Below are 20,452 nucleotides of genomic sequence, written 5' to 3'. Positions count from 1 at the left end.
TGCCGGATTGGGCGGCGTTGCTGCAGGGTGGCGTGGAGAACGCGGAAATGAAGCGCCTGCAAATGCACACGCGCACAGGCAGGCCACTTGGCGCTGCTGCCTGGGTTGAACACTTGGAAAAGCGAGAGGGCAGACGCCTCGCCGCCCAACGGCCGGGGCGCCCCAAGAGGGCTGTCAGTGATGATATATAGTATACTGTCCCCGTAATTTATCTGCTGTGTGTCCGCTTCCTGCTCACTCATAATCTTCTCTCATCATTGCTATAATTGCAGCCATCACTTCGCTACGTGACTTCCCTGCAAACGATCCATCGGTAAGGAAGAAAGGGAGGCGAATCTGGTATTTCGAATTCATAATGAAACTTTTGGTGTACCTGTTTTGCCCGACAAAATTCCCCGCAGGCATTGTCGCGGCAGAGCTGTAGCCAAGATGATAATAGTGCCCACGATTGATGCAGGAAACTGCGGCTTTCTGCTCTTCCCGAGAAACCGCATCCATCATGTCAAAAGCAACCAATAGCAATGTTTTCTGGATTTTATAGCCATCTGTCAGACGTAGCAGGGCACAGCGATCATTGTCTGAAAAGACAGCCTGCTGCAGTGCGGATGCAAAGGAGCTTTCCCCGAGAAAGGGAACAAGGATGTCGCGGTGCTCGCTCAATTTTTCCGCGTTGATATCCTCAAGACCAAGGAGAAGAAGCTCAGCTTCAGCTGAGGCTCGAATGTCTACGAAAAAGCGAGTAGAGAAAAACTGTCTGAGCCGGAATTTCACCGGATTAAATAGTGGCCGATCATCGCTGACCGTACCCATATATTTTCTCGGTATTATGTTAATCAAGTTCGCGCGATCCACGATGCTGTAATACCGGCTTGATGCACTCGGGAATGCCATCTCGTCGAACAATCGTGCTCTTCGTACACCCTCACTCGGCAAGCCGGAACTGGCGAGCATGTCTTCGATCGCTTTATCGCTGTTTCTGTCCTCCGCCGCATCGCAGGAGGCGGTTAGAACGAGCGACAAAACCAGTAATAAAAACCGCATCACGCGCCTCCCAGCTCAATGATCGACTTCTCGCCTGTTTGCGGGTCGGTTTTGTGCATCTTGAGTTTTTTGCCCTTGAGGGGGCCGGTGATCAGGTCTGAAAGGCAGGCCTGTGCCAGCTTGTTCTCAGTTGTTGCGAAGGGGCATACGAGGTCAACGAGCCATAGCTCCAGCTCGTCCGCTTTCAGCTCAGGCGGGGTGAGGTCAAGTGCCTTGCCCGTGCGGCCTGCGGTAACCACATCCATCACATTGGTGCCGTGCCGCCAGCCGTTGGGCCCGAGCTTGCCCTCCTTGCCAAGGGCTTCGGCTTCACCGGGGGTAAGGTATGCCCAAAGGGCGAGGCCCACGGCCTGCGCGCCCGCGCGGAATATACGCGCCTGCCCAAGCATAAGGGGCGGCATGAGAAGCCATTCAAGGTCTGCGAGGCGAAGCTGTTTGTGAAGCGGGCTTTGGGTGAGAAGCCAGACCATCTCCCCAAAGGTTTGGCCAAGGGTTGCGGGCGTGCCGGTGACGGTGCCCGCAGGGGCAGCTGGTGCGGCATTCAGCCCGTTTTCAGTCGCGTTTTGTGCCGCGTTTTTGGTCCCGCCTTTCGTCCGGTCTGGCGGCGTTGGTTTCGGTTTCGCTGTGTTTTTTGTCATATGCTACCCTTCCACGAATTCCCGGGACACAATACTTAATTGCTCCAAATGCCTGCGAGGGAAAAGCCCTCCCCTCCCCGCGCCTGCCGCCCTTGCCGCGCCTAACCTTTGTTGACCAGTTGGATGCAATAGCGCAAGAGTAATAATTCCGGGGACACAATACTGAATTGCGCAGACCTGCAACGGGTGATAGCCTTCTGCCATGGCACGGCTTGCACCACGGGTTGTTCCCGGTTGTCCGCATGCACGTTACCCAGCGCGGGGGCGCCGGAAGGATACAGCGGCTTGAAGAAGAAACAGGCCGATCCTTGGCAAAGAAGAAACCCGGCCCCAAGCCAAAGCGTGACTCGGAAGGGAGTTAAGTATTGTGCCCCCCGAATTCGAGCTGCCACTGGCGTGGGGGAGGCCACAGGGAATGCGGTTGGTAATATACCGGACGCAGCTTCCCAATCTTCCCAAAATATGTCTGAAGCAGCTGCTGCCCAGATGACACAATGTACTCGAGACAGTGACGGGAAAGGGTGCTAGATCGTGGTTCGTGGGAAACAGAGGTCTATATTGTGATGGTGTGGGTAGCGCTGATTTTCGCATTCATCTTTCAATCCGCAGCATTTTGGTTGGTGGGACGTGGATACTGCCGCCTCTTGCTGTGGGCAGATGGTGCTATGCCAGCTGCGCAGAAGTGGTTGTTTGTCATAGTGGTGTACGCTTTTTTGATACTGCCGATTCTCGGCCTTCCACTGTTTGTTGTTTGGGTGGCGGAGTGGTTTGGTGATCCAGCTATAGATCGCAGTTGGCTATATATTGCCAGCTCGTTCGTTGGTCTTGTAACGCTCATCCTGGCAACGCGGGTATATAGGGAGAGGATGAAACAGGCTGGGTATTGGAAAGATTAACTCTTGTGTGACGAACAGGGGAATTCCGGGGACATAATACTTATCTCTGGCGTTCCTGCTTGGAACTGTGATGCCGTGTTCCCTCATGCGGTTTTGCTGCCCCGCAGTCGCGGCATAACGGTCTGGCCCACGCTGCAGGCTGGTGCACCTGAGCGCGAGGCAGTGTTTCCAGCACACGCCGTTTAAAAACCATTGTAGGTGTTTCGCCAACATCCTATACTCGCCTATAATTCAACAGGGAGTGGCGGCGCTTTGGGGGCGAGTACTGAATTTGGTGCCTATCTTGTGCATCGCGGGTTGCTCTCTGACGGAGCCTGGACCCGTGTGCAAGAGGTCCTCTCGGAAGCACGGCAGGGCCTTGCGGGGACGATTGCTGGCCTTGGGCTGTTGTCAGAAAAGGATCTTGCGCTCGCGCTGTCCGCTCACTACGAGCTTCCCGAAGCGGGGGAGAATGACTGGCCTTTAATTCCCGTCGACTTGCCAGACCTGAACTCAACCTTCCTGCGGTCGTTTCATATCCTGCCAACCAGAGATCATGGTGACTTTCTAGACGCCATTATTGCCGATCCCACGGATGAATATGCGATCAAGGCGCTTACGTTTGCAGCGCGCAAACCGCTTAGTCTTCGCGTTGCAACCTTGCGGCAGGTTGAGGCTGCGATCACCCATCTCTATTTTGGCGGTGAAGTTGATGACAAACACGATGAAATGGACCCGGAGGCGATAGCAGATGATGTGGACCGCCTGAAGGAGCTGGCAACGGATGCACCTGTGATCCGATTTGTGGACCGCATGATTGATGATGCCCTGTCAAGACGTGCGTCAGACATCCATGTGGAGCCAATCTCTGGCGCGCTTAAAATCCGCTTCCGGGTTGATGGTATCTTGCTTGAATTGCCCGGGCCAAGTCGCGATATGGTGGCGGCGGTTATTTCACGGATCAAAATCATGTCAGGCCTCGATATCGCTGAACGCCGTTTACCACAGGACGGCAGGATGCGCGTTCGGGCGCACGGGAAGGAGATTGACTTCCGGGTTTCCACGTCACCCACAAGCCAAGGCGAAGCCGTTGTGCTGCGGTTGCTTGATCGTGGCGCTGTCAGGCTGGAATTTGATCGTCTTGGTTTTGATGATGAAGTCAAACGGCCGTTTCGTCAGGCCCTTCGTAAACCGGACGGTATCGTGCTGGTGACTGGTCCGACCGGCTCAGGGAAAACCACCACGCTGTATACCGGCATCTCGGAACTGAACGAGCCGGAACGAAAAATACTGACTGTGGAAGACCCGGTTGAATATGTGATGGAAGGCGTTGGGCAGGTCCAGGTGGATGCGCGGATCGGCCGTACATTTGCCAAAACGTTACGTTCTTTCCTGAGGCAGGACCCGGACGTGATCATGGTTGGTGAAATCAGGGATGACGAAACCGCTTCGATCGCGATACAGGCTGCGCTCACGGGGCACCTCGTGCTCTCCACCTTGCATACAAATAGTGCGGCCGCGGCGATTTCCCGCCTGCTCGACATGGGGGTGGAAGACTATCTGATTTCGTCAACGCTAAGATTGGTTATGGCGCAACGGCTTGTGCGGACATTGTGCTCCCACTGCCGCAAAGAAGAGACACCAAGCCCACACCTCCTCAAGGAGCTTAAGCTTGACGGCGTTGTGGATAGATTCTACTGCGGCGCGGGGTGTGCGGAGTGCCATGGTACTGGGTATTTGGGGCGGCGCATGATTGCGGAGGTATTGGAAATTACGCCAGCAATTGAGCAGGCGATTCTTGCCCACAAGAGCGGAACCGAGCTCGAAACAATTGCGAAGCGCAATGGAATGCGAAGTTTGTTTGACCATGGATTGCAGGTTGTGCGCGATGGTCAAACATCGTTGAGCGAAATTCTGCGTGTTACGCGGGAACGTGGGTAGTGGCGGAATATCATTTCAGAGCTTTAGGCAAGGATGGTGAGGTCCGCACTGGCGTGTTGACCGCCTCAAGCCTGCCCGTAGCAAGCGCGGAACTTCATCGGCGTGGTATGGTCGCGCTTGAGCTTTCCGCTGCTGGGAAGACGCTTGCGATGCGCCTTAACGAGCCGGTGGAGCTGTTTGGCAAACCATCCGAGCGGGATGTCTTTTCCTTTTTGCGGGACTTGGCGCGGCTGCTGCGCGCCGGTCTCTCGATGGATGATGCTTTAAAGCTGCTGATAGACATGCAGAACAAGGAGCTGTTCGTGCGTGTGCTAACCGACATGCGCGAGCGCATAAGGCGTGGCGAGGGGCTTGCGGCCGCCATGGCGGAGCACAAAGATCGGTTTTCTGTTCAGGTTGTGGCGTCAGTTCAGGCAGGTGAGGTGTCAGGCACGCTTTCTGAGGCCCTGACCACAGTGGCGGATGCGATGGATCGCGCGCTTAGTTTTAAAGAGCGCCTGCGGAGTGCGTTGATATATCCGGCAATACTGATGACCATGGTAACGGGTACCTTTGTTTTGGTCGTGATGTTTGTGTTGCCCCAGTTTGCGCCAATGTTTGACGGTAACGAAGACAAGCTGCCGTTTGTCACGCGGTTTGTGATGGCATTGGCGGATTTCTTTTCAAACAATATGGGGCTCATTGCATTGGGAGTTTGTGCTTTAGCCTTTTGGGGTTTTGCTGTCATGAACCACCAAGGCACCAAGGCAAAAGTTCTTGAAAAAGTATGTGGGCTGCCGGGGTTAAGCATGTGGCTAGTTACACCAGACGTTATTCGTTTCGTGAGAACATTGGGCGTTTGCAGCAGCAGCGGGCTAGCACTTGACAAGGCGATTGCAATGGCAACCGAAGCGGTTAAAATGCCACACTTGGGCGAGAGTCTTTTGCGCTTGCGTGTGGCAGTTCGTCGGGGGGATTTACTTTCTAAATCGATGGAGAGTTTAGGCTGGATTCCATCCTTAGCCCTTCAGTTTACTCGTGTTGGTGAACAGTCAGGCAACATGGGTAAGATGCTAGAAGAGTCGGCGACTATTCTGGCGCAAGATTATGAGGCGAAACTGGAGAAGGTACTGGCGGTACTTTCCCCGGTTTTGACATTGATAATGGGCGGTATCGTGGCCTTGTTGGTAGGCTCGGTTTTGCTGGGAATTATGAGCATTAATGATGTGGTTTTCTAAAAGCGATTTTAAAACGGCGATGGAGGACGACAAGGGCTATACGCTTTTGGAGCTCTTGGTTGTTCTTGTTATTCTATCCTTGCTCGTTGGTCTTGCTGGTCCCGCGGTTTTACGACAGTTTGGAAAGGCTAAGTCCGAGACGGCAAATATTGAGGCGCATCGGCTTATTACAGACCTTGAATTTTTCAGGGTGGATGTGGGGCGGTATCCCACAGAGGCCGAGGGCCTCAATGCGTTAATCAGTACCGGTGAAGGCATAGCGGGGTGGAGCGGTCCATACATTTCAAATAACGCACAGATCACTGACCCTTGGGGCAACCCCTATGGTTACTCCGTCTCCGACAGTGGCGATACGGTGACCATCACGTCACTGGGCGCCGACGCTGTCTCCGGCGGTGATGGGGAAGATACGGATGTCTCTGCCAGCAACTAGCGAGTCTGAAGCTGGTTATACTCTTCTGGAAGTTTTGGTTGTAATTGCAATAATTGGGATTGTAATGGCGGCTCTTCCATCTGCGTATGCGCGCTTGGTGCCGCAATTTCAGGTTCATGCATTTGCCGATGAACTGGCCTTGACCGCCCGAAAGCTGAGGGAGGAGGCGCGTCTCATGCAGCATATAACTGCTATTCGCGTAGATTCTGAAGGTAAGGCCGTAGACATCGATGGTTTGGAAACTATCGGTGTGCCAACAGGGATAAAGATTACGTTCACCCAGCCAATATCGTGGAAATCTATTGGAGACAATACCGTAGAGTTTTACCCAACCGGGGGGAGTTCTGGCGGTGTTATGGAACTGGCTCGAGGGGGGACCGTAGCAAAGGTATCCATTGATTGGTTGTCTGGCGCGGTTGAGGTTATCCGGTGAAGGATTTAACGAAAGAAGAGGGTTTCACACTCCTGGAGGTAGTGGTTGCGCTTTCTGTGTTTGCGGGTGCCATGGCGGTATTGTTTCCCATTTTTGGGGCGCTGCCTCAGCGCAGTTTCGTCTCTGAGCAAAGGGCCATTGGTTTTGAAATAAGCCAAGCTTTGCTGGAAGAACAACTGGCAAAGAAGGACTGGACTGCACTGGATTCCAGTAGCGCAATTGTTGGTGAAGAAGGTGCCTGGAAGTGGGAAATAACAGCGGAGAGATATATTGGTGCACCTGAAAGTGAGGAAGATTCAGGAACCTTTTTTGAGCTTAGTGTCTCTGCTTCATACCTAGGGGAGCGAGAGATACCACCCGTCCTGCTCAAGCGCATAGTCTGGAGGCAGCCATGATGCCAACCCCGACAGGTGAAACAGGATATACATTGTTGGAGCTATTGGTCGCGGTGGCAATAATCGCGCTAATGGCCATGCCACTCTCGGCGACCTTCGGGTTTTCCATAAACACATGGCATGATGTACGTATCGACGTTGGTCAGAGAGAGAGAATCATACTCACTCGGAAGCGATTGGGGCAATGGATTGCCGCATCCTATGCGGCTGACCCTGAACGTATCGAAGAAATGGCGGTGGCGCCCTTTTCCGGCATGAACTCGAGCCTCTCGCTGATATCTCCGATCAATCCAGATCTGCGTGCGGACGATCTCTATCGTCTGAGCCTAACCCATATCCCTGAGCGAAACGTAATAGAACTTGCCGTATTTTATGATCATGCGAGTGAGGTTGAGGCCTATAGAGGAGATCTGCTGTCAGATGTTGTGCGGGCTAAATTTTCTTACCTTGATCACGCGGGTAATTGGCTTGACCGGTGGGAAGAGGTCTACGTTCGCCCCGTTGCCGTGCGACTTCATCTGGAAATTGACGGCAACAAATATGAATGGCCGGATCAAGTTATTCCGTTACTGGTTGATGAGTGGTCTGATTGTGTGGTGGATTCAGAGTCTGAAACCCAAAATTGCATCTCCGGGGTCCATAGTTCGTGATCGGTTTTTGGAATCCACTTTTGAAGTTTCTTGGGGCCAGTTTGCAACTGTGGGCCTGCGCCTTACTCGACGGGCTGCCAGCGAGACTACGACAATTTTTCTCTGCAGGGCCATCGACGTCAAAGGTTATCCTTGGTTCGCCTGCGGATATCTCTGATGCCTTTTTGACCCATGTTGAGAGTAAAGAAGTTGATCTTTGTGTCCGCGACGACTTAAGAATTGCATATAGTTTCGTCGTACCCGTCGCCGCACTGGGTGAGGTCAAAAACATTGTTGCACTAGAAGCAGAGCGCGCATTGCCTCTTACGGCGAACTTGTTGCATATGGCCTACACGACCATGAGAATTAGCGATACTGGCACGGCTAAAGTTCAACTGGTTGCCATTCGGCGAGATGTTGTTGATCTCATAGTTAACAGTGCGCGCCGAAGCCATGTAAACTTGAACGAGATCACTATTGAAGACGATGACAAAGTCGCTGTTGCCCTTCCGTTTTGGCCGATAAAAAAGCGAAAGATTTTAAGGTGGTTTTCGATAATTGGTCTAACTGTACTTCTGCTCATTGTCTGCTCGCTTGTGCCAACGATCTATAAAGAAAGGTTAGAAGCTGAAATCGAAGCAACGGAAGATCTGACCAGAAACCTGCGGCGACAAACTGAGGGCATCGCGGTACTGCAGAGGCAGGTTCGCGCGATGCAAGGCCTATCTGAAGCGGTGGAGGCCGAACGCTTAAAAAGTCGACACATCGACTTGTTGAGGGAGTTAACCGCGAACAGTCCAGACGAGATTGTGTTTCAAGACCTGCGAGTTGATGGAAGCCGTATCTTCGTTCGAGGTGTGGCTCCCGCGCCGGAAGAATGGGTCTTGTTATTACAGTCAAAAAAAGCGTTTCAAGATGTAACCTTAGTGTCAATTGTGAGCACAAAGGACAGAGAGAAAAAGCGATTTGATTTGCGGTTAGACTTCGTTTGGTCGTCCCAGCAGGAGTTGCCCCGTGACGAAAATTAAATCTGTTGCCGCGTGGAGCTTGCTCATTTCTATCTGTGCTGGGTTGTTCTGGTTGGTTGCTGGGAATGATATCAGGGCGATTGCTGAGCTTGAGGACGTTTATCTGAGAAAACAGATGCTTTTACATAGGTTGCAAGACCTTCCAAGACGTGAAGATGAAATTAGGCGTCGGCTGTCAGATCTGGGAAATGAAGCAGCTATAGCGCAGCTGTATCAAGGTGAACCGAATGAAATCCAAGTTCAAATTCAGCGACGTCTACGCCAGCTTGCAAATAAGAGTGGCATAAGTTTCAACGCCATGAGGCCCGACGGCGTCAGTATCGTGAATGAGCAGTTGAAGCGTGTTTCTATACGAGTGAATTTTGTGTCGACATACTCAAATATGGTTAGTTTCCTTGCGGGATTAGAGGAAGACACGCCACTTCACCGTGTACGTAGTTTTGTAATCACGAGGGAAAAAACATCCACGCTTCATGAGCCGGCAATACTTTCTGTCGGACTTGAAATCTCCGGGTTTGTAAGGAATGGGCAAAGCGGAGAGGCTTCATGAGGAAGATCTCCAGCTCTCCTCTTGTAAATACTCTAGTGTTGCTAAATGGCATCTTTGGGTGCCTGGTCTTAATTTCTACTTTGCTGCCGCTACCTGGCTATGGTGGTCGATTTGATTCACATAGCCAGATTGATGAAGAGCCCGATATAGACGTTGGTTTTGAGATTGACGCAGGGGCAGTATTAGCTCGACCTGTCTTCAGCAGTAATCGACGGCCCCCTGCACCTGTGGCTTCCGTTCCGGTGTCGTCAGCACCAGCACCACGCATTGAAGTGCCATTTATACTGGTCGGCATAATGGGGAACTCTGAGCGTGATCGGACGGCATACCTCCAACATAATTCCACCGGAGAGACGGTCTCGGTTCGGGTAGGGCAATATGCCGGAGACTGGCAAGTCGATACCGTGGGGCAAAATTTTGTAACTTTAGTATTTGGAAATGAGCGGCGGGTGATTGAACTCGGGAGCGGGGGGTAAAATGAGTAAAGGGCAACTGAGTTTCAACGACGCGCTGGGGTGTATACTCAAAACCTTACCGGTTGTTGTACTTTTAACGGGATGCTCAAATCCGGGTGACGACGTTAAATTTGGCGATAGCGTTAGTATACGCTCGGAAGATTTCGATACTGGGCGGCCTTCAGTGGCAGAGATTTCTGGCACAGGGATAGACAGTAAATCCCCCAAGGGACCTCGAGCTGAATATATATTTGGCTCCGGTGAGATGACCCAAAAAGTAGCAGCAATGCCAACAGTTCGTGAGAACGCCGATGGCGCACTATCTCTAACCTTCAAGAACACAGATATCCGTATCGTAATCCGCGCGGTGTTAGCAGACACGCTCAAGCTTGCCTATGTAATAGATCCACGAGTTCAGGGTAACGTTACTCTGGAGACTAGTGGGCCAATTTCAAAAGAATCTTTGAGGGTTACACTTGAAGCATTATTGAAGACTAAAGGTTACGCGTTGGTACCGTCTTCCGATGGGTATTTGGTGTTACCGGTGGCTGACGCGCCGAGGAATGTATCAACGATAAAGCATTCTCTACCAGCGAGCACTGATTTGCCTGGGTTCGCTGTCCAAGTCGTCCCTTTAAGCTATACAGTGCCGAGCGAAATGACAACCCTTCTAGAGCCCTTTGCCCCATCTGGCGGCATTTTGCGGACCGATGATAGCCGGGGTTTTTTGATTTTGGCGGGAACATCCGATGAATTGTCGAGTATGATGCGGGCGATTGAAACCTTTGATGTAGATCGCATGGCTGGTATGTCCTTTGCGATATTTTCACTCAACTATGTAGAGGCTGACCAGATCATCAAAGAGCTAAAAGAGCTGTATGCTGGAGAGGCAGATAAGTCCAGTTCAGCGGTGCAATTCATTGCCGTGCCCAGAATTAATCGCGTCATAGCGATCGCGCGCAACAAAGTATTATTGAAATCAGTGGAAACCTGGATTGAAAAGCTCGATCTCGGGGAAAGCTCACCCGGTCGGCGTATATATGTTTATCAGGTTAAAAATGGGCGCGCGGCAGACATTGCGGACACGCTGAACTTGATACTGGGAACCAAGTATGGCGGAGGTGGGTATGGAAATCAATATGGCCGCGGCACTGGCGAAAACAGGGAAACCTTCAGGAATGGGCCCCGAGGTTTAACCAACAACAATCGAAATGCTAACGCCTTTGATCGTGACGGGAATTTTGATGCAGGGGAGGGTGGTCTTGGTGATCGGGGTGTAAGGATAGTATCAAGTGAGGAAAACAACTCCGTTGTGATTATGGCCACCCCCTCAGAGTTTGGTGTTATCGAAACTGCATTAAAACAAATTGATCTTCCACCCCGTCAGGTCCTTGTTGAAGTGACGCTGGCTGAAGTTGGGTTGACCGATGAGCTGCGCTACGGGCTCCAGTGGCATTTTGAGTTTGGTGACAACACCGTGGCACTCGGACAGTCAGCCACGCCGAAGGCGCAGTTCCCTGGGTTTTCTTGGCAACATACTGCCTCTTCCAGTGCTAGTGCTGTTTTAAATGCACTTGAATCAATGACTGATGTGAAGGTGATTTCATCACCAAAAATTCTGGTTCTCAATAACCAGTCCGCTACGCTGCAAGTGGGCGATGAAGTTCCTGTGCCGACGGCAACAGCCGTGAGCACTGCAGACAACGACGCTCCAATTGTAAACAGTATTCAGTATCGTAACACAGGTGTCATCCTTACTGTTACCCCCCGAATTAACGACGGTGGTTTGGTCATGCTGGATGTCGAGCAAGAGTTGAGCAATGTGGTAGAAACCTCTTCGTCAGGAATCGACGCCCCTACGATTCAGCAACGAAAGATGTCCAGTTCGATTGCAGTTCAGAATGGGTCTACAATTGCATTGGGCGGATTGATCAGAAGCACCGCTTCGAATGTTCGGTCCGGTGTGCCGTTTCTGAAGGATATCCCGCTGTTGGGGGCAGCGTTCAGAAACACAGACTTGGTAGAGCGCCGGACAGAACTAGTAGTGCTGTTGACACCGCGTATCATTCGAGACGTCGAGGAGACACGAGACGTGATGAACTATCTGCGTAAAGAATTCCAATCCTTATTGGGGGAGGGAGATGAGCCCAAAAGCGAGGATTGATTTGTTAATTCTGGATGACAGAGGTGCCATACTTATTACCGTTACATGGATCGTTTTGATTATTTCCCTTCTGGCTACTAGTGCGCTGGTGTTCGCGCTCATTGAACGCCGTACACTAACCGCTGTTGAACGCGAGTATCAGTCTCAACTACTTGCGGATTCAGCTGTAGAAATATTCATGCATCGGCTTTTCTATGATGAGGAGAAACAGGTTTTTAGAAGCGGGGCACTAGAAGTCCAAGGACATTCGATCGACATTGAAGTGGTTTATGAAAAAGGGAAGATCAATCTCAATCGTGCAAGAGCAGAGCTTCTGTCAGCGCTGTTTGTTGCAAACGGGGTTGATGAAACAGAGGCCTTAGACCTCGCGGAGCGCGTCATCGACTGGAGAGACGCGGATGATACAACAGCAAGCGGGGGTGTGGAAAATGATGTTTATGCTTCCAGCGGATTGCCCTATGGCCCCCGAAATGGGCCGTTTGAAAGTGTCGGTGAATTGCAGCATGTTTTTGGGATGTCGAGAGATATCTATTTCTGTGTACTGCCTTCTATCACCGTATACTCGCAAAACCAGAATGTGGACTGGGATTTTTCAGACGCATCTACCCTCGATGTGCTGCGCTGGGCGTATTTAAGGGGCTGGCAGAATGTTGGGTGGCCTGATCCCGACGCCCTAGAAACTAAGCAGAATCTGATGGGGGCTAGAAGCGATCTAGGTGGGCAAAGCCTCACACTGCGCATTATTCTAAATGAAGACGGAGATCAACCGAACAAACAGTATTCTATGGTCATTAGATATAAGTCTATTTCGAATCGCTCCGGCTATGGAGTGTTAAAACCCTTGACGCCATATAGTGAAAACAACGCTAATTGCGGGATTTTCCCTCAAGGCTAGTTGTCTTTGTGGCTGTGAGAAAGAGAAGTGGCACGGGCGCTGGGAATTGATTGCTGCCGTTACATTTTGGATAAGTTAGACTTTATTTGCACTACCGAAACTAAGTTGGCTTATTCTGAATCAGAAAAGTCAGTCATCGCGATGAAAAAAATTGAACAGTCGCGCCACGTTTGTAGCGTCGTCAAGAGCCGAATGATGGCGACCTTCAAACTCCAGCCCTTGCAATTCCAACGCTTTCAAGAGGCCTACCTCTCTGCTCTTTTTGATGTTCTGGCGCTGGAATAGCCGCTTGGCATTGCGGTGCTCTGGAAGTGGGAGTGCGAGGCTCCATCTGTCCGGGCCAGCATCACATGTAAGCTGCTTAAGGTCGTACTTGCCCCAAGAGTACCAGCAGTCAGGCTTTGCTGGTAAAGTTTCTAGCCAGTCGGTCAAACACGCAATCATCGTAGGGAAGTCTGGGGCGCCCACGAGCATATCATCGGTGATGCCGATCACAGACGTGCAGTAAGACGAGAGTTCTGTATAGGTTGGTTTCACATAGGACTGGAACGTGTTGATGATCGTCCCCTCACCGCTCATAGCGACCACGCCGACCTCAATGGTCTCCATGTCCCGGTGAGTTTGTTCCCGGCCCAATACCTCTCTGTGGAAGCAGGTGGCTTCAAGGTCGATGCACAGGTAAACTGTCACATGTTATCTCCCGTCGAGTATGTGCCGCGCGGCTCAAACAGAATACCCGGGTGCTGAGTCATTCGGTCAGCTTTCTGGCGGAGGCTGATATTAGCTTCAAGCTCTTCCCGTGAGTTTCCAATCTCCAGAAGCGTAAGGCGACCGTTCTTAAATCCCGCCCCGGTATCGATATAGACGACGTTGCCAAGCCTAATCATGGTGTTGTTCGAGGTATGCCCAACCAGAACCATATCGACGTTCTCAACAGGCCGGGTATTGCCGTGTCGAATGCGTTGTCGACCCCATAGCGCTTCTGTCCGTGCCTGTGTGCCTTCCATAGCCTTACGCCAGTCAGAGGGTGCGTCCGCATGAATAAGGCCGACATGGGTATCGTCAGGCAGGATCAGTGTCATACTAAGCGGCAGACGCCCAACGTAGCGCTCGCAGACGAATTGAACCTCTTCCTGCTCGGTGAAGGTCAGCAGGTCAAACCAACCGCCGCCATTGGCCCGCCAGAATGACTTATCCGACCGTGGATTGATCGCATTCATCATCATCTCGTCGTGGTTGCCCAGAGTGCTATTGAACCAGGGTTCAGACAGGAGCTTGACGCACTCATGGTTTTTGATGCCGCGGTCGGTGATGTCTCCGAGCACGACCAGAGAGTCTGTACCACGATCAAACGCCACAAGGCTCAACTCATGAATCAATTCGTCATAACAGCCATGCAGGTCTCCACAGACGAAAGTGCGACCGTGACCTGTGAGCGTCAGGACCTGATGGTGCGAGTGAATGGTGTATGGAAGATTGCGCATTGTTGGAAATATTCTGATTCTATAAGGTGTTGGGCTATCAGTTCCAGTGAGCGTATTCTGAGAGCAAGCCCATCAAAATCACCAACAGATGGTAGCTTCCTTTGGCAGCTTGCTCATATAGCCACGCGATGAACTCCTTGTGGCATGTGCTCAGATAGTTTGAAGCAAACTTCCTTGGCGCACCGGGCTTGGCTGGTTTTACAGCAGGTGTGACGTCAGTGGGTGTCATGATCTGTTCCCTGAGTATGAATTCTAATGGAGAAAGGTGGTGTGCAGATACTGCTGCTCACCCGAGTAGAGCGCCGTGCAGATATTCTGTATGCCTCTGAGGCCGTGCGCCAGCATATGGGTCAGGGGACTGTCAAGATCGAAAGCCGGGTTCGGTGTGTTTAGCCAAATAGAAGTTTGTTCAGGGGAAGAGCTGGCCCTTTTCAACAGTCGGTTCAACTCAACAAGCGCGGCCAACCTCACATATACTTCGGGGGTCAATACGGAGAAGGCTTTTTGCTTCCACATTTGGAACTCAAATCGGTTCTGTAATCCCGTCAGTTTAAACTGGTCGTAGTCTTTCAACTGCCACTTGGTCATGATCGTGCAGCCCAGTTCGATCACGATCTTCTGACGAAATGGATCCGGCGGCAGAAGGCTTGCATGCGTCGAGGTTAGTTTGGTTGAGTTGTTCATGACTGCGCTTCCTTGTCTGTCGTGGATGAGTTGGAGCCAAATTCGGCCTTCAGTAGCTGCTCGAATGCGGAGCCATCTCTGCGGGTAAGGTTTGGGACGTATCGGCTGTAGACCTCGAACAGCATTTTGGTGTTGCTGTGTCCCATCTGCCGAGCAATCCATTCGGGGTTCTCGCCCGCTGCCAGCCATAACGTTGCTGCCGTGTGGCGGGTTTGGTAAGGACGCCGTTTTGTAAGAGCCAAGTGCCGTAGCAGCGGATACCAAACGCGTTGGGTGACATTCCGGTTGTGTAGCGGAGTGCCGTCGCGGGTGCAGAACACAAACCCAGTCTTGTTTGGGGAGGTGCCATACATGTGTTTCAAACAGTCCTGCACTTGGGAACACATGTCGACCTCACGGCTTGAGCCATCGGTTTTGGTTCCCACCAGCCTTCCTTGCACAAGGGCTTGCCGAATAAGAATCTGGCGCCTTTCAAAATCCACGTACTTCCATTGCAGTCCGTCGATTTCGCTGGACCGCAGGCCGGTGAAAAATCGAACAATGTAATAAGGCTTGAAGTCGGGCCGAACCGTCTCAAGAATGGCCTGAACTTCCTGCAATGTGAAAGGGTCGACCTTTGACTTTGCTTCCTTGAGCCTTTTGATATTCACCCATGGGTTTTTGAATCCATATCGCTCTGCGGCTTCTGCCAAAATCATTCGAAGCGGGATCATGATATGGTTGACCCTTGACGCGGACAGCGTGCCGGTGCCGTGCCCGGGCTGATTGGCAAGGTGAGCACGAAACTGTAGGATCATAGCCTTGTCAATCTCGTCGAGCTTCTTTCCTTTAAAGTAAGGGATAATGTAGCGGTCGAGCGTGATACGATTGATATCGCGATAGGATTGCCTCCATTCCACTTCTCGTTCAGTAAACCAAACGTCGGCAAAGGTTTCGACGGAATCCGCCGCACTTCTGGATTCAAGTGTCCGTTTTTGTTGTGCCGCAAATTTGCTTGCTAACCGCCCTTGGGGAAAATATTTAATGTAATCAAACGTTCCCAGTGTCATCTCAGCTTCCATGCGCTTGAGAAGCTGTTCGGCCTTTCTTCGATTGGCCACGTTATCCAGAACATCCGTCTGCTCGCGGTATCGGACTCCTTTATATCGGAAGTCAATATAGATGCGCCCTCTTCTTGTGCCCAGTGTAGCCATTGTTCTACGCCAAAGCGGAGAAACTTGTTGGGCAGGCACTGGAATACATGTCTTTCTCGACGCGTTCCCATACGTACAGAATCTTACGGCCACCAAAGGGGCGAATGTAGTGGATGCCCTCCAAGAGGACACTGTCCTTGAGACGCTCACGAATCGTGCGGACATCGTATTTGATGCGTTCTGAAAGTTCTTCTGTCGTCAGATAGGTCATTTCAATTTTCCTCGCATACCACCATATAAGGTTATAAATATACATATAAATGTATAAATGATCACAAGAGATGTCAATAAAAAAATAACCATACATGGTGATAAAAGTCTGTGACAGGTGATGAAGTGAGCTTTAAGGTGACTGGCAGTCAATGGGCTGCCTGTGAGAACGGATATGATTAGGTTCTTTTTGAGAGAGCGAATTTCTGAGAAAGAGTTTGCTGAAAAACGCAAAATCACTCTGGATGAAGTTGCGGCAGCAACTGGCATCAGCAAAAATACTCTTTCAAGAATCCAGAGCACCTTTGGGTACAACACCACGACTGACAACCTGAATAAGTTATGTGCATATCTTGGGTGCAGTTTGGCAGAATTGGTGGAGTATATTCCTGACCAGCCCCCCTCTGTTGAAAGTTCCTAGACAAAGCTATATAGCGCTCATTTCTTTTGACGGGAGTGAGTGATGAATTTTCCAGGTGGTCACCAAATGGTCACCGTTTTGGTCACCAATAGGAAAAGGGCCTAGGAAATGCTTCCTAAGCCCTTGGAATTATTGGTGGAGCCGAACGGGATCGAACCGTCGACCTCTACACTGCCAGTGTAGCGCTCTCCCAGCTGAGCTACGGCCCCATGATCAATAGCTGACCTTTTCTGGGTGTCCGGGAGGGGTGAAGCCTCCCCTGAACGGCGCGGACTATAGGCGGAGGCCTATGAGCGCGCAAGTAAAAAAACAAGCTCTGTCTGGGCGGCATTTATGCCGCCCGGAACTGGCGATTTTACTTAATTGTCTTCGTCCGACAATTTAGTGTCGACAATGCTGGTGACTTCATCGTCATCGTCATCATCGAGGCTGACGTCACCGAGTACATCATCATCGTCATCGTCGAGTTTGATGTCATCGTCGTCGTCGTCAAGGTCCTCGTCTTCGTCCTCAGCCTCTTTTTCAACCTTCTTTTCAAGAATCACTGGCTGCTTGGCTTTGAGAACCGGTTCAGGTGCCCACTGATTACCGCAATCGACACAGGTTGCAGGATCGTCTTTTTTCAGATCGTAAAAGCGCGTGCCACATTTCGGGCATGTACGCTTTGTTCCCCATTCGGGTTTTACCACATCTCTCTCCTTGCGTTTCCGCCACTGGACAGCATTTTTTATCAGCCCTTGCGCTGGAGGCGCTTTTAGGCCAAGAATTCGGCGCATCCCTTGCCATGATCGGTTGCGCCTGTCAAAGCATTAGTGTCCACCGTTACTTCTAAAGCTGGAATTCCCTCCGTGCCAAGTCTTATTTCATCATCTCGTACACCCCTTGCCGGTACCGTTAAGGTGCCGGGGGACAAGTCAGTTTCCCATCGGTCGATCATGTTGTCCGCTCTTGCGGTGGGCCGCAGCGAGATTACGGGACTCCTGGAAGGCGAGGATGTACTTGCCACGGCAGACGCGATGCGCGCCATGGGCGCTCGCGTTGAGCGACTCGGTAACGGTCACTGGGTGGTGGACGGTGTGGGTATCGGTGGGCTTATGACGCCGGACGATGTCATCGAAATGGGTAACTCGGGTACCTCAACCCGGCTGCTTATTGGCTTGATTGGTACCCATGACATCAGTGTCACCATGACGGGGGACGCGTCCCTGCGCAGTCGGCCTATGGGGCGGGTCATGGACCCGCTCACCGCCATGGGGGCCAGCTTCAGTGCGCGGGACGGCAAGTTCCTGCCATTGACGGTTACGGGGTCTGACAGCCCGCTGGCGACCGACTATACCACGCCGATGGCAAGCGCACAGGTGAAGTCCGCGGTGCTGCTGGCGGGCCTGAATACGCCGGGTATTACCACAGTGCGCGAGCGCGTTGCCACCCGTGACCATACGGAGCGCATGCTGAAAGCCATGGGGGCGGATATCGAGACGACCGAGGAAGACGGGCTGTATGTGGTGCGGCTTGCGGGTCAGCCTGAACTGGCGCCGGTTAACTTTGAAGTACCGGGTGATGTTTCCTCAAGCGCCTTCCTGCTGGTGGCGGCTTCTATCATTCCGGGCTCGGACATTACGGTGCAGAATGTGGGCATGAATCCGCTGCGGACCGGTATCGTCCACGCACTGATGGCCATGGGTGCGGATATCGATATACTGCAGGAGCGTAATCTGGGCGGTGAACCGGTCGCCGACCTGCGGGTGCGGGCGGCTGGCCTGAAGGCTGTGACCGACCTGCCGGTTGACCCTTCGACCATGATTGATGAATTTCCCGTGCTGTTTTGTGCTGCTGCGGTGGCCAAAGGCATCAGCCGTTTTACCGGTCTTGAGGAATTGCGGGTGAAGGAAAGTGACCGACTTGCGGTGATGGCGGCAGGCCTCAAGGCCAACGGCGTCGAGTTGACCGAATTCGAAGACGGCATAGAGATCAAGGGCGCGGGCGGCAAGGTACCGGGAGGGGCCCAGGTTGCGACCCATCTTGATCACCGTATTGCCATGAGCTTTTCCGTGCTCGGCCAGATGGCAGAGAGCGCCATCACCATTGATGACGCCGCCCCAATCCAGACCAGCTTCCCGGTGTTTATCGACCTGTTGACAGGCCTGGGTGCCGGGCTCCGGCTTGAAGGCTGATTATCAGCCCTCGGCCTCACTAGAAAATTCAGCGAAGGTGACGATGTGGCCACCAGGTTCACGGTAGCCGATCTCGCGCGCGCCGTAAAAGGTTGTGCGCTCTGTCATCACGACTTCAGAGCCTTTGAGCGCTGTGATGATCTCATCCAGATTATTCGTTTTGACAAACAGCAGCACGGGTGATCCTTCACCCTCACCGGGCAGCATGCCGCTATCCTCAAAAATGCTGGTGCGGGTCTGGTACATGATCTGCACACCGTCCCGCATCAGGATGACAAAACCCAGATGGTCGCCCTCCGGCACCTCGGTCACTTTTTCAAAGCCCACCCGACTGAAAAAATCGATGCTGGGTTCAATGCGGTTCACCGGCAGAACCGGGGTTGCGCTTTCAATCATTGTTTCCTCCTCACTATATGTTCGCTTTTTGTTCTTTATCATAGGGCGCCCGGTGAGCCAAATGAAAACAGCGGGCCCCATAATACGCGGGGCCCGCTGTCGCACATATGCCTTGCTGTCGTGACAGGTGATGGAGCTTAGGGTACGCCTTTCCTGCCTGCATATGTGATCTGTCAGGATGAGGTGCTGGTTGTCTCGCGGTAAACCTCGAAGTTCAGGCTACCCACGGTGATACTGCGGAACACGAGCCCAAGGCCGGTGACCGCACAAAGCTGCAGATAGAAGCTGACAAGTGTGGGATCAAAAACCTCAAAGCCAAAGCGGTCAGCTGCCTGTGTGAGGCCGAGGAACAGGCTGATGCCAATGCTGGATAGCGTATAAACCTTGGCCATAACGCGCAACTGACGGTCGCGGTCCTCATCGGTGCGGTATGGGTCGATCTTTTTGCCGAACACCATGCGGCGCAGGTAAAACACGTAGAACAGGTTCATGCCGGTGATCATGCCAAGGGTGGCGTATACCTCGCCGCCCCAAACCGAGACCGGACCTTTGTCTGACAGATAAAATGCAAGCCACAGCAGGTAAAGCATGCCCGCGAGCAGCACCAGGGCGGGCGACACGAACTGGCTCATCCTGCGCGGCGCAAGCGTGGCAGCGCGGCGCTTTTGTGTGAAGGTTTTGCGCATCAGGTCATAGTGGCGGTATTCGACAATCTGGATGTAAAACAGCGGCGCGGTCTGCAGCATGAAATAAAACATGACGAATATCTCATCCCCGCCGAGCAGGGCGGGTTCATATCCCGACAGCATCATCGCGCAAAGCAGGCCAAGGCCAATGGCGGCGATGAGGTAATTGATTGCCATGAATATCTTCAGGCCGTGCTTGCGGGCACTTTCTGCAAAATAGGTATAAGGACCAGGGTAGAGGTGTGGATAGTTGACCGGGGGATAGGTCTCAATCACCTCGCGAATTCTTGCACACATCTTGCGCGGATAATGCACAGAAATAAGATAAATCTGGCTCAGAAACACGGTATACATCACCGCGAGGACGGTGGTCATGGTCAAGTCGGCTGGCATTTTATGCTCTTCCTTTCTATGGCTGCATGGCGTTGGTAAACGCAATGCGAATCTCGCTGTCGGTTGCACCTGCATCGCGGCAGGCAGTAATGGCCTGAGTCAGTTGCTCCCCCACCC

General features: G+C 52.2%; 24 protein-coding genes and 1 tRNA gene. 12 read left to right on the top strand and 13 right to left on the bottom strand.

Translation table 11 applies throughout. The features are described from left to right. The 3 genes from ACN0VM_RS16975 to ACN0VM_RS16965 all read right to left on the bottom strand — a co-directional run. A partial coding sequence (locus tag ACN0VM_RS16975; protein ID WP_417452083.1) for a hypothetical protein occupies nucleotides 1-242 on the bottom strand: 242 nt, incomplete at its 3' end. Then, nucleotides 235-1,044, bottom strand: coding sequence for a hypothetical protein (locus tag ACN0VM_RS16970; RefSeq protein ID WP_417452082.1), 810 nt, complete (start codon nucleotides 1,042-1,044; stop codon nucleotides 235-237). The genes ACN0VM_RS16975 and ACN0VM_RS16970, both read right to left, overlap by 8 nt. Further along, nucleotides 1,041-1,679 carry a toxin-activating lysine-acyltransferase gene (locus tag ACN0VM_RS16965; protein ID WP_417452081.1) on the bottom strand — a complete coding sequence of 213 codons (639 nt, stop codon included), beginning with the start codon at nucleotides 1,677-1,679 and terminating at the stop codon, nucleotides 1,041-1,043. Before ACN0VM_RS16965 ends, ACN0VM_RS16970 begins: the two co-directional genes overlap by 4 nt. A gap of 1,148 nt (nucleotides 1,680-2,827) precedes the next feature. Between ACN0VM_RS16965 and ACN0VM_RS16960 the strand changes: the two genes are divergently transcribed. The 10 genes from ACN0VM_RS16960 to ACN0VM_RS16915 all read left to right on the top strand — a co-directional run bounded on the left by ACN0VM_RS16960 (nucleotide 2,828) and on the right by ACN0VM_RS16915 (nucleotide 12,694). Next, complete coding sequence (locus ACN0VM_RS16960; RefSeq protein WP_417452080.1) at nucleotides 2,828-4,495, top strand: GspE/PulE family protein; 1,668 nt, start codon at nucleotides 2,828-2,830, stop codon at nucleotides 4,493-4,495. A 107-nt stretch (nucleotides 4,496-4,602) separates the two neighbouring features. Further along, the gene (locus ACN0VM_RS16955) at nucleotides 4,603-5,712 is read left to right on the top strand and encodes a type II secretion system F family protein (protein ID WP_417452079.1); all 1,110 of its coding nucleotides are present in this window, start codon (nucleotides 4,603-4,605) and stop codon (nucleotides 5,710-5,712) included. Beyond that, complete coding sequence (gene gspG / locus ACN0VM_RS16950; protein WP_417452078.1) at nucleotides 5,696-6,145, top strand: type II secretion system major pseudopilin GspG; 450 nt, start codon at nucleotides 5,696-5,698, stop codon at nucleotides 6,143-6,145. The genes ACN0VM_RS16955 and gspG overlap by 17 nt, the downstream gene beginning before the upstream one ends. Next, nucleotides 6,126-6,578, top strand: coding sequence for a prepilin-type N-terminal cleavage/methylation domain-containing protein (locus tag ACN0VM_RS16945; RefSeq protein ID WP_417452077.1), 453 nt, complete (start codon nucleotides 6,126-6,128; stop codon nucleotides 6,576-6,578). Before gspG ends, ACN0VM_RS16945 begins: the two co-directional genes overlap by 20 nt. Then, nucleotides 6,575-6,973 carry a type II secretion system protein gene (locus tag ACN0VM_RS16940; protein WP_417452076.1) on the top strand — a complete coding sequence of 133 codons (399 nt, stop codon included), beginning with the start codon at nucleotides 6,575-6,577 and terminating at the stop codon, nucleotides 6,971-6,973. The genes ACN0VM_RS16945 and ACN0VM_RS16940 overlap by 4 nt, the downstream gene beginning before the upstream one ends. After that, a complete protein-coding gene (locus ACN0VM_RS16935) occupies nucleotides 6,973-7,623 on the top strand; it encodes a PulJ/GspJ family protein (RefSeq protein ID WP_417452075.1) in 651 nt (216 codons plus the stop codon). The genes ACN0VM_RS16940 and ACN0VM_RS16935 overlap by 1 nt, the downstream gene beginning before the upstream one ends. After that, a complete protein-coding gene (locus ACN0VM_RS16930) occupies nucleotides 7,620-8,630 on the top strand; it encodes a PilN domain-containing protein (protein ID WP_417452074.1) in 1,011 nt (336 codons plus the stop codon). The genes ACN0VM_RS16935 and ACN0VM_RS16930 overlap by 4 nt, the downstream gene beginning before the upstream one ends. After that, nucleotides 8,617-9,180 (top strand): GspMb/PilO family protein, encoded by a 564-nt coding sequence (locus ACN0VM_RS16925; protein WP_417452073.1) that lies wholly within the window; start codon nucleotides 8,617-8,619, stop codon nucleotides 9,178-9,180. Before ACN0VM_RS16930 ends, ACN0VM_RS16925 begins: the two co-directional genes overlap by 14 nt. A gap of 477 nt (nucleotides 9,181-9,657) precedes the next feature. Then, on the top strand, nucleotides 9,658-11,799 hold the full coding sequence (gene gspD / locus ACN0VM_RS16920) for a type II secretion system secretin GspD (RefSeq protein WP_417452072.1): 2,142 nt from the start codon (nucleotides 9,658-9,660) through the stop codon (nucleotides 11,797-11,799). Continuing rightward, nucleotides 11,777-12,694 carry a general secretion pathway protein GspK gene (locus ACN0VM_RS16915; protein ID WP_417452071.1) on the top strand — a complete coding sequence of 306 codons (918 nt, stop codon included), beginning with the start codon at nucleotides 11,777-11,779 and terminating at the stop codon, nucleotides 12,692-12,694. The genes gspD and ACN0VM_RS16915 overlap by 23 nt, the downstream gene beginning before the upstream one ends. Nucleotides 12,695-12,823: 129 nt before the next feature. Here the strand turns inward: ACN0VM_RS16915 and ACN0VM_RS16910 are convergent, their stop codons facing one another. The 6 genes from ACN0VM_RS16910 to ACN0VM_RS16885 are packed head-to-tail and all read right to left on the bottom strand — an operon-like array spanning nucleotide 12,824 to nucleotide 16,272. Continuing rightward, complete coding sequence (locus ACN0VM_RS16910; RefSeq protein ID WP_417452070.1) at nucleotides 12,824-13,384, bottom strand: exonuclease domain-containing protein; 561 nt, start codon at nucleotides 13,382-13,384, stop codon at nucleotides 12,824-12,826. Further along, nucleotides 13,381-14,178, bottom strand: a complete 798-nt coding sequence (locus ACN0VM_RS16905) for a metallophosphoesterase (RefSeq protein WP_417452069.1) — start codon at nucleotides 14,176-14,178, stop codon at nucleotides 13,381-13,383. Before ACN0VM_RS16905 ends, ACN0VM_RS16910 begins: the two co-directional genes overlap by 4 nt. A gap of 37 nt (nucleotides 14,179-14,215) precedes the next feature. Then, nucleotides 14,216-14,407 carry a hypothetical protein gene (locus ACN0VM_RS16900; RefSeq protein ID WP_417452068.1) on the bottom strand — a complete coding sequence of 64 codons (192 nt, stop codon included), beginning with the start codon at nucleotides 14,405-14,407 and terminating at the stop codon, nucleotides 14,216-14,218. A gap of 23 nt (nucleotides 14,408-14,430) precedes the next feature. Next, nucleotides 14,431-14,862: a hypothetical protein gene (locus ACN0VM_RS16895; RefSeq protein ID WP_417452067.1), complete on the bottom strand. Its 432-nt coding sequence runs from the start codon at nucleotides 14,860-14,862 to the stop codon at nucleotides 14,431-14,433. Continuing rightward, nucleotides 14,859-16,055, bottom strand: a complete 1,197-nt coding sequence (locus tag ACN0VM_RS16890; RefSeq protein ID WP_417452066.1) for a tyrosine-type recombinase/integrase — start codon at nucleotides 16,053-16,055, stop codon at nucleotides 14,859-14,861. The genes ACN0VM_RS16895 and ACN0VM_RS16890 overlap by 4 nt, the downstream gene beginning before the upstream one ends. Nucleotides 16,056-16,059: 4 nt before the next feature. Then, nucleotides 16,060-16,272, bottom strand: coding sequence for a hypothetical protein (locus ACN0VM_RS16885; RefSeq protein WP_417452084.1), 213 nt, complete (start codon nucleotides 16,270-16,272; stop codon nucleotides 16,060-16,062). Between the two features lie 168 nt (nucleotides 16,273-16,440). Here ACN0VM_RS16885 and ACN0VM_RS16880 point away from each other — a divergent pair, with 168 nt between their 5' ends. Further along, nucleotides 16,441-16,686: a helix-turn-helix domain-containing protein gene (locus tag ACN0VM_RS16880; protein WP_417452065.1), complete on the top strand. Its 246-nt coding sequence runs from the start codon at nucleotides 16,441-16,443 to the stop codon at nucleotides 16,684-16,686. Between the two features lie 133 nt (nucleotides 16,687-16,819). Here ACN0VM_RS16880 and ACN0VM_RS16875 read toward each other — a convergent pair. Both ACN0VM_RS16875 and ACN0VM_RS16870 read right to left on the bottom strand, forming a co-directional pair. Then, nucleotides 16,820-16,895, bottom strand: a tRNA-Ala gene (locus ACN0VM_RS16875). Between the two features lie 150 nt (nucleotides 16,896-17,045). Further along, on the bottom strand, nucleotides 17,046-17,375 hold the full coding sequence (locus ACN0VM_RS16870; RefSeq protein WP_417452064.1) for an FYDLN acid domain-containing protein: 330 nt from the start codon (nucleotides 17,373-17,375) through the stop codon (nucleotides 17,046-17,048). A gap of 159 nt (nucleotides 17,376-17,534) precedes the next feature. Between ACN0VM_RS16870 and aroA the strand changes: the two genes are divergently transcribed. After that, the gene (aroA, locus tag ACN0VM_RS16865; RefSeq protein WP_417452063.1) at nucleotides 17,535-18,860 is read left to right on the top strand and encodes a 3-phosphoshikimate 1-carboxyvinyltransferase; all 1,326 of its coding nucleotides are present in this window, start codon (nucleotides 17,535-17,537) and stop codon (nucleotides 18,858-18,860) included. Between the two features lie 3 nt (nucleotides 18,861-18,863). Here aroA and ACN0VM_RS16860 read toward each other — a convergent pair whose 3' ends face one another. Continuing rightward, nucleotides 18,864-19,256: a VOC family protein gene (locus ACN0VM_RS16860; RefSeq protein WP_417452062.1), complete on the bottom strand. Its 393-nt coding sequence runs from the start codon at nucleotides 19,254-19,256 to the stop codon at nucleotides 18,864-18,866. 173 nt (nucleotides 19,257-19,429) lie between these two features. Continuing rightward, nucleotides 19,430-20,335, bottom strand: a complete 906-nt coding sequence (locus ACN0VM_RS16855; RefSeq protein ID WP_417452061.1) for a hypothetical protein — start codon at nucleotides 20,333-20,335, stop codon at nucleotides 19,430-19,432. Nucleotides 20,336-20,452: the final 117 nt, after the last annotated feature.

This window comes from Kordiimonas sp. (assembly GCF_048260245.1).
In the GTDB taxonomy this organism is placed as follows: Bacteria; Pseudomonadota; Alphaproteobacteria; order Sphingomonadales; family Kordiimonadaceae; genus Kordiimonas.
The sequence above is the reverse complement of the archived record's forward strand: the minus strand, read 5'-3'. Positions and strand labels throughout refer to the sequence as shown.

Excerpts from the sequence above, each read along its gene's own strand:
- ACN0VM_RS16965 (WP_417452081.1), bottom strand. The coding sequence starts at position 1,679 with ATGACAAAAAACACAGCGAAACCGAAACCAACGCCGCCAGACCGGACG.
- ACN0VM_RS16955 (WP_417452079.1), top strand. The coding sequence starts at position 4,603 with ATGGTCGCGCTTGAGCTTTCCGCTGCTGGGAAGACGCTTGCGATGCGC.
- gspG (WP_417452078.1), top strand. The coding sequence starts at position 5,696 with ATGATGTGGTTTTCTAAAAGCGATTTTAAAACGGCGATGGAGGACGAC.
- ACN0VM_RS16945 (WP_417452077.1), top strand. The coding sequence starts at position 6,126 with ATGTCTCTGCCAGCAACTAGCGAGTCTGAAGCTGGTTATACTCTTCTG.
- ACN0VM_RS16935 (WP_417452075.1), top strand. The coding sequence starts at position 6,973 with ATGCCAACCCCGACAGGTGAAACAGGATATACATTGTTGGAGCTATTG.
- gspD (WP_417452072.1), top strand. The coding sequence starts at position 9,658 with ATGAGTAAAGGGCAACTGAGTTTCAACGACGCGCTGGGGTGTATACTC.
- ACN0VM_RS16915 (WP_417452071.1), top strand. The coding sequence starts at position 11,777 with ATGAGCCCAAAAGCGAGGATTGATTTGTTAATTCTGGATGACAGAGGT.
- ACN0VM_RS16905 (WP_417452069.1), bottom strand. The coding sequence starts at position 14,178 with ATGCGCAATCTTCCATACACCATTCACTCGCACCATCAGGTCCTGACG.
- ACN0VM_RS16900 (WP_417452068.1), bottom strand. The coding sequence starts at position 14,407 with ATGACACCCACTGACGTCACACCTGCTGTAAAACCAGCCAAGCCCGGT.
- ACN0VM_RS16895 (WP_417452067.1), bottom strand. The coding sequence starts at position 14,862 with ATGAACAACTCAACCAAACTAACCTCGACGCATGCAAGCCTTCTGCCG.
- ACN0VM_RS16890 (WP_417452066.1), bottom strand. The coding sequence starts at position 16,055 with ATGGCTACACTGGGCACAAGAAGAGGGCGCATCTATATTGACTTCCGA.
- ACN0VM_RS16880 (WP_417452065.1), top strand. The coding sequence starts at position 16,441 with ATGATTAGGTTCTTTTTGAGAGAGCGAATTTCTGAGAAAGAGTTTGCT.
- ACN0VM_RS16860 (WP_417452062.1), bottom strand. The coding sequence starts at position 19,256 with ATGATTGAAAGCGCAACCCCGGTTCTGCCGGTGAACCGCATTGAACCC.
- ACN0VM_RS16855 (WP_417452061.1), bottom strand. The coding sequence starts at position 20,335 with ATGCCAGCCGACTTGACCATGACCACCGTCCTCGCGGTGATGTATACC.